The organism is Arthrobacter agilis (assembly GCF_002953615.1).
In the GTDB taxonomy this organism is placed as follows: domain Bacteria; phylum Actinomycetota; class Actinomycetes; order Actinomycetales; family Micrococcaceae; genus Arthrobacter_D; species Arthrobacter_D agilis_B.
In genome coordinates this window covers 1,361,719-1,367,626 of sequence record NZ_CP024915.1, presented here as the reverse complement: position 1 = coordinate 1,367,626, position 5,908 = coordinate 1,361,719, and the positions used below count along the sequence as shown (strand labels likewise).

The 5,908-nt window shown below is 68.1% G+C and carries 6 protein-coding genes and 2 tRNA genes (1 of these 8 cut by a window edge); 4 read left to right on the top strand and 4 right to left on the bottom strand.

Annotated elements, in window-relative coordinates:
- Window positions 1-714 (top strand): MFS transporter (locus CVO76_RS06540; RefSeq protein ID WP_208741331.1); only part of this gene is annotated, 714 nt, incomplete at its 5' end.
- 33 nt (window positions 715-747) lie between these two features.
- Here the strand turns inward: CVO76_RS06540 and CVO76_RS06535 are convergent.
- The 4 genes from CVO76_RS06535 to orn form a co-directional block, all read right to left on the bottom strand.
- Window positions 748-1,320, bottom strand: a complete 573-nt coding sequence (locus CVO76_RS06535; protein ID WP_208741329.1) for a peptide deformylase — start codon at window positions 1,318-1,320, stop codon at window positions 748-750.
- A 5-nt stretch (window positions 1,321-1,325) separates the two neighbouring features.
- Window positions 1,326-2,498 (bottom strand): acyl-CoA dehydrogenase family protein, encoded by a 1,173-nt coding sequence (locus CVO76_RS06530; protein ID WP_208741327.1) that lies wholly within the window; start codon window positions 2,496-2,498, stop codon window positions 1,326-1,328.
- A 151-nt stretch (window positions 2,499-2,649) separates the two neighbouring features.
- Window positions 2,650-2,722: transfer RNA gene (locus tag CVO76_RS06525), tRNA-His, on the bottom strand.
- 118 nt (window positions 2,723-2,840) lie between these two features.
- Entirely contained in the window at window positions 2,841-3,443 is a 603-nt protein-coding gene (gene orn, locus CVO76_RS06520; RefSeq protein WP_208741325.1) for an oligoribonuclease, read from the bottom strand.
- A gap of 316 nt (window positions 3,444-3,759) precedes the next feature.
- Here orn and mptB point away from each other — a divergent pair, with 316 nt between their 5' ends.
- The 3 genes from mptB to CVO76_RS06505 all read left to right on the top strand — a co-directional run.
- Window positions 3,760-5,280 carry a polyprenol phosphomannose-dependent alpha 1,6 mannosyltransferase MptB gene (mptB, locus tag CVO76_RS06515; protein ID WP_208741324.1) on the top strand — a complete coding sequence of 507 codons (1,521 nt, stop codon included), beginning with the start codon at window positions 3,760-3,762 and terminating at the stop codon, window positions 5,278-5,280.
- Between the two features lie 83 nt (window positions 5,281-5,363).
- Window positions 5,364-5,783 carry a DUF3224 domain-containing protein gene (locus CVO76_RS06510; protein ID WP_133080647.1) on the top strand — a complete coding sequence of 140 codons (420 nt, stop codon included), beginning with the start codon at window positions 5,364-5,366 and terminating at the stop codon, window positions 5,781-5,783.
- 68 nt (window positions 5,784-5,851) lie between these two features.
- A tRNA-Arg gene (locus CVO76_RS06505) sits at window positions 5,852-5,908 on the top strand; it runs 116 nt beyond the window's last position.

Here is a 5,908-nt window from a genome sequence, read left to right as displayed (position 1 = left end):
GACGTCAAGGAGGTGGTGCAGCCGCAGAGCGACCGGAGGATCCTGCGGGAGATGTACGACGGCCTGCGGTACACCTTCAGCACGGGCCCCCTGCGGGCCATCCTCTTCAACGCCGCCCTGTGGAACCTCGGCGGCAACATCGTGGCCTCCCTGCTGGTCCTGCTGGTGCTGAGGACGATCGGGGAATCGGAGGTGTGGCTCGGTCTCCTGTTGGCGGCTGCCTCTCTCGGCGGAGCGGTCGGCGGGGTCACCGCCAATGCGCTCGGGGAGCGTTTCGGCTCCGGCCCGCTCTGGCGCTGGTCGATGGTCCCCGGCGTCCTCGGCTATGCCTCGCTCCTGATCCTCACACCCGGGTGGGGGATGACGTGGGGGATCATCGGGATGTTCGTGATGGGCGCGAGTGTCGCCTGGAACATCGTGGTCGGCTCCAGCTTCCGGCAGCGGGTCTGCCCGCCGGGGATGATGGGCCGCCTCGGTGCCGCATCCCGGACGGTGAGCTGGGGGATGCTCGCACTGGCGAGCCTGATCGCCGGCATCCTGGCGGAGACCGTCGGGATCCGCGATGGGATCCTCATCGGCGTCGTCATCGCGTGCGGCGCTCCGCTCGTCGCCCTGCTCGGGCCGCTGCGCCGTGTCCGGCGGCTGGAGGACCTCTCCGAGGCTCCCGTGCCCGCCGACACCGCCGATCGTCTCGGCGCGTCCGAGAACGCCTGACCGGGATGAGCGGGCCCACGCGGGACCGGTGTCCTAGTGGCCGAACGGGTCGGGATCGACGCCGGGCATCCAGGTGAGCCCGGGCACGCCCCACCCGTGGTTCTTGAGGGCTTTCTTGGCCTTCCTGGACTGCCGGTTGTCGAGGCGGTCGACGTACAGCTTCCCGTCCAGGTGGTCGTACTCGTGCTGCATGCACCGGGCGAACCAGCCCGTCGCCTCGAACTCGACCGGGGCTCCGTCGCCGTCGAACCCGGAGACCCGTGCCCAGTCGGCGCGCTTGAGCGGGAACGCCTCCCCGGGGACGGAGAGGCAGCCCTCGGACTCCTCGTCCGGGTCCGGATCGGATCCGGGCACCTTCGAGGTCACGAGCGTCGGATTGACGAGCACGCCGCGCGCGGCGACGCCGTCGTCGTTCTCCATGCCGTAGACGAAGATGCGCAGTCCCACGCCGATCTGCGGCGCCGCGAGGCCCACGCCGTTGGCGACGTCCATGGTCTCGAACATGTCGGCGATCAGCGTGCGCAGCTCGTCGTCGAAGGCCTCGACCGGCTGGGCACGCCGATGGAGGACCGGTTCGCCCGTGATGGTGATGGGGTGGACAGCCATGGGACCTACCTGTTCTGCGTGGGGCGGCCGGCGATCGACCGCCCGATGGACTCGCGCATGATCTCGCTCGTGCCGCCGAAGATGGTCAGCAGCCGCGCGGCCAAAAAGGCCTGCGACACCGGATACTCGAGGATGTAGCCGTAGCCGCCGTGCAGCTGCAGGCACCGGTCCGTGATGGACTTGGCCCGCTCGCTCGCCCACAGCTTGGCCTGCGCGGCGGCCGTGGGGGTGAGCGATCCGGCGTTGAAGGCCAGCACCGCCCGGTCGACGAAGGTCTCGGTCACCTCGACCTCCGTCAGGACATCGGCGAGGACGTGGCGCGTCGCCTGGAAGTCGAGCACACGCTCGCCGAAGGCACTCCGGTCGGTCACGTACCGCACCGTCTGCTCGTAGGAGGCACGTGCGAGGGCTGCGGCCGCGACGGCGATGCCGAGGCGGCCCTGGGGTATCTGTTCGAGGCTGTAGCGGAGACCCTGTCCCACCTCACCGACGAGATCGGCGCCGGGCACGCGCACATTGTCGAAGAACAGCTCGGCGGTGTCGGAGGCCCGCAGCCCCATCTTGTCCAGTTGGCGGCCGGGGGTGTACCCCTCGCCCCTGCGCACCATGAACAGGGAGAAGGAGTCGCTGGAGCCGCGACCCGAGCTGCCGTCCGTGCGGGCGAGGACGAGTGAGGCATCACCGCTGATGCCGTTGCCGATGAAGACCTTCTGTCCCGTGATGAGCCAGTCGTCGCCGTCACGCACCGCCTTGGTGCGGATGCCGCGGAGGTCGCTGCCGGCGCCGGGCTCGGTCCACGCGCAGGACGTCACGATCTCGCCCGAGACCATGCCCGGCAGCCAGCGCTCCTTGAGGTCGTCGGAGCCATGGGCCAGCAGGTGCGGCAGGACGAGGTCGTCATGCAGGTGGAAGGCGAGTCCGACGGCGAGGTGGTTGCTGCGGGCGAATTCCTCGTCGAGCACGGCGCGGAACCGGTAGTCCGGCATCCCCGCGCCGCCGAACTCCTCGGGGACGGCCAGTCCGAGCAGTCCCTGCTCTCCCGCCGCCGTCCACACCGACCGGTCCATCATGTGCTGCTGGTCCCAGCCCGCGTAGTGGGGGGCGACGGCGCGTTCGTTGAATTCGCGGGCGACATCGCGGAAAAGCTCGTGATCTTCTTCGAACACCGTGCGTTCCATCGTTCTTGGTCCTTCGTTGCTGTCGACCGGAGGATCACGCAGACCGTCATGGCTGCCCTCCGGGGCGGGCGTGCTGGGCCGGAAATACATATGCCGTCCCGGACGGTCTCCGGGACGGCATATGTGGCCAGGGTCTTCCCTGGCAACTGAGGGTGAGTAACGGGGGTTGAACCCGCGACCTCCTGGACCACAACCAGGCGCTCTGCCAACTGAGCTATACCCACCATGTGTCTTCGCCGCCAGCCAGACCGAGGATCTCCGGCCAGGCTGTCTGCGAAAGGCAGCGGATACAAGTTTACACACTTTTTCCCGTGCTCCGGACCGCCGGTGGAGCGCAGGGCGTCAGGGAGCGATCGTGCGGGCGATGGCCTTGCTGGTCGCGGAGTCGGGTCCGGGTGCGGGAACGAAGACGGCGGCGCGGTAGTAGCGCAACTCCCGGATCGAGTCCTCGATGTCGCCCAGGGCGCGGTGCCCACCGGTCTTCGCCGGGGCCTGGAAGTAGGCGCGGGTGTACCAGCGGCGCGCTAGTTCCTTGATGGTCGACACATCGATGATCCGGTAGTGCAGGTGGTCGACGACGCTCGGCATGTCACGCACGAGGAAGTTCCGGTCCGTGCCCACGGAATTGCCGGCGAGCTGGGCCTTGCGCGGCTCCGGCACCCATGTCCGGATGTAGTCGAGGACCTGCTGCTCGGCCTCCGCCATGGGGATCCCGCCGTCGAGCTCCTCGAGCAGGCCCGACGTCGTGTGCATGTTCCGCACGAAGTCGCCCATCTGGGCCAGGGCCTCGGGCGTGGGCTTGATCACCACGTCCACGCCGTCGCCCAGGATGTTGAGCTCGGCGTCGGTGACGAGGACGGCGACCTCGATCAGGGCGTCGTTCACGAGGTCCAGCCCCGTCATCTCGCAGTCGATCCAGACGATGTGTTCACTCGATATCGGCATCCGACCAATGTACCGCCCGGTAGGGACGCTTCCCGGCGGCGGGAACCGCGGTGTCGGCCCACGTGTCGGCCCACGTGTCGGCCCACGCATCGGCGGGCCTGTCGACGGGGATGGGCCCTGTGCCCTTCCCCGGCAGCCCCTAGTGCCGGTGCTAATATTCGAACAGTTCGCTCAGGGCTGCGGGGAGATCTGGGTAACCCTGCTGCTTCCGGCCAGGGCACCGCTCTGCGGTATGCCCGCCGTCCAGCCCTCGGCTGACGGCCTGAGGACATGGGCGTTCCCGCCCCTTCTGCTTGCCGACGATTGGATTTCCCAGATGCCCGCCCAGGTCCCGCTCACCGAGGTCGAGACGCAGCCGGGCCCGCATCATCCCAATGTCGCCGTGGTGCAGGGGTTCATCGGATCCCTGCTGATGTGGATGGGGTCGCTCGGCGTCGGCTGGCTCTCCCTCGCCTCGGCGGAGCTCCGCCGCAACCCCGTGATCATCTGGCTCCGTTTCGAGCCGGCCGGTGCCGTGCTGTCCGTGCTGCTCCTGGCGCTGGGCGGCATGCTCCTGATCCGGGCGTGGCTCCGGCTGGGCCAGCGGCTCAACGGCTGGTCGGACGAGACCCGCCCGTACCTGCTCCGGGCGATCATCGCGTGGACGATCCCGCTCGCAGCCGCGCTGCCGCTGTTCAGCCGGGACGTCTTCGCCTACATCGCCCAGGGCCAGGTCATGGTGGCCAAGCTGAATCCCTACGTGGACGGCTACTCCCAGATCTCCAACTATCTGCAGATCGGCGCCGACGATCTCTGGGCGCAGAGCCCCACGCCCTACGGGCCGGTCTTCCTCTGGATCGAGGAGGGGATCGTCCGCATCACGGGCGGGCACCCGGACACCTCGATCATCCTGTTCCGGGTCGTCGCCCTCATCGGTGTGGCCCTCTGCGTCTACATCGTCCCGAAACTCGCGCAGCTCCACTCCATCAATCCGAACCGCGCGCTCTGGCTCTCCGTCGCCAACCCGCTGTTCCTGATCAACTTCGTCGCCGCCATCCACAACGATTCCCTGATGATCGGACTCGCACTCGCCGGGCTGTACCTCGCGGCGACGAAGCGGCCGCTCCTGGGCATCCTGTTGATCACCCTGTCCGTCGGCATCAAGCCGATCACTCTGATCTTCCTGCCGTTCGTAGGGCTGATGTGGGCGGGCAAGGGTGCGTCCTGGCCGAGGCGGTTCCTCTACTGGTTCCTCACGGCCGGACTGTCCCTCGGCATCCTGTGGGTCATGGGCCTCGTGAACACCTTCGGGTTCGGCTGGGTGGGTGCGCTCAGCACTCCCGGCAGCGTCTGGATCTGGTACGCGCCGATCGGGTTCATCGGGCTGGTCATCGCGACGCTCGGCGACGCCGTCGGCCTTCCCGGCTGGGACCTCGCCGGCGTGTTCCACACCCTGGCGCGGCTGGGCTCGCTGGTGATCATCGCGCTCCAGATCTTCCGCGGCGACCACAGCCGGCTGGTCCGCCGGCTCGCCATAGCATTCGCGGCCGTCGTCGTCCTCTCGCCGATGATCCAGTCCTGGTACGTGGTGTGGCTCATCCCGCTGTTCGCGGTCACGGGTATCCGGAACGACTGGCAGGTGAAGTTCCTCTACCTCACGGTGGCCTTCTTCATGGTGTATGCCATCACGGACCAGCTGGACATCTTCCCGTACTTCGACCTCAGCCTGATGATGGCACGCCAGGTGGCAGCCGTCGTCGCGCTCGGATTCGCGCTCTACCTCGTCTTCGTGGACCGCAGCACGAAGGTCCTGTTCCGCCGTCGTTACCGCCCGCTGTCACCCGGGCAACTGCGCTGACTTGCCCGCGCAGCGAACCCGCCGTACCGCCCTCCGTCGGATTCCGGCATGCGGTACGGGCGATGAGCGGCAATACTATGCAGATGATTGAAACAGGAACGACGACGTACAGCGGCGAGTTCGAGATCACCGCCTGGGACGCCGAACCCTACTCGGAGCCCGGCAGCACCGGAGAACTGTCACGCGTGCGCGCCGCGAAGGTGTTCGAGGGGGAGATCAGCGGCACGAGCACCGCGGAACTGCTGATGGCCGGGAACGACGTCGGCGCAGGCTATGTGGCGTCCGAACAGTTCGTCGGGACGGTGGGGGACAGGACCGGCTCGATGACCGTCCAGCACTGGGGTGTCGCCGAAGGAGCCGACGCGGCCAGTTCGGGGCACATCATCCCCGGCTCGGGGACGGAGGGACTCCGGGGTATCTCGGGCAAGGCGATCTACTCGCAGGATCCGGACGGCCAGCATCGCCTCGAGCTGAGGGTGGCCTTCGCCGAGGACGAGGCATAGCGTTCCCCAGGGCCGCCGTCCGCGGGCCTGGGACGGGCCGGAACGGCCCATAGTAAACTGGACGGACTGCCTCCGTAGCTCAGGGGATAGAGCAGGGGCCTTCTAATCCTCTGGTCGCAGGTTCG

Coding starts and splice junctions, on each gene's coding strand:
- CVO76_RS06535 (WP_208741329.1), bottom strand. CDS start 1,320: ATGGCTGTCCACCCCATCACCATCACGGGCGAACCGGTCCTCCATCGG.
- CVO76_RS06530 (WP_208741327.1), bottom strand. CDS start 2,498: ATGGAACGCACGGTGTTCGAAGAAGATCACGAGCTTTTCCGCGATGTC.
- orn (WP_208741325.1), bottom strand. CDS start 3,443: ATGCCGATATCGAGTGAACACATCGTCTGGATCGACTGCGAGATGACG.
- mptB (WP_208741324.1), top strand. CDS start 3,760: ATGCCCGCCCAGGTCCCGCTCACCGAGGTCGAGACGCAGCCGGGCCCG.
- CVO76_RS06510 (WP_133080647.1), top strand. CDS start 5,364: ATGATTGAAACAGGAACGACGACGTACAGCGGCGAGTTCGAGATCACC.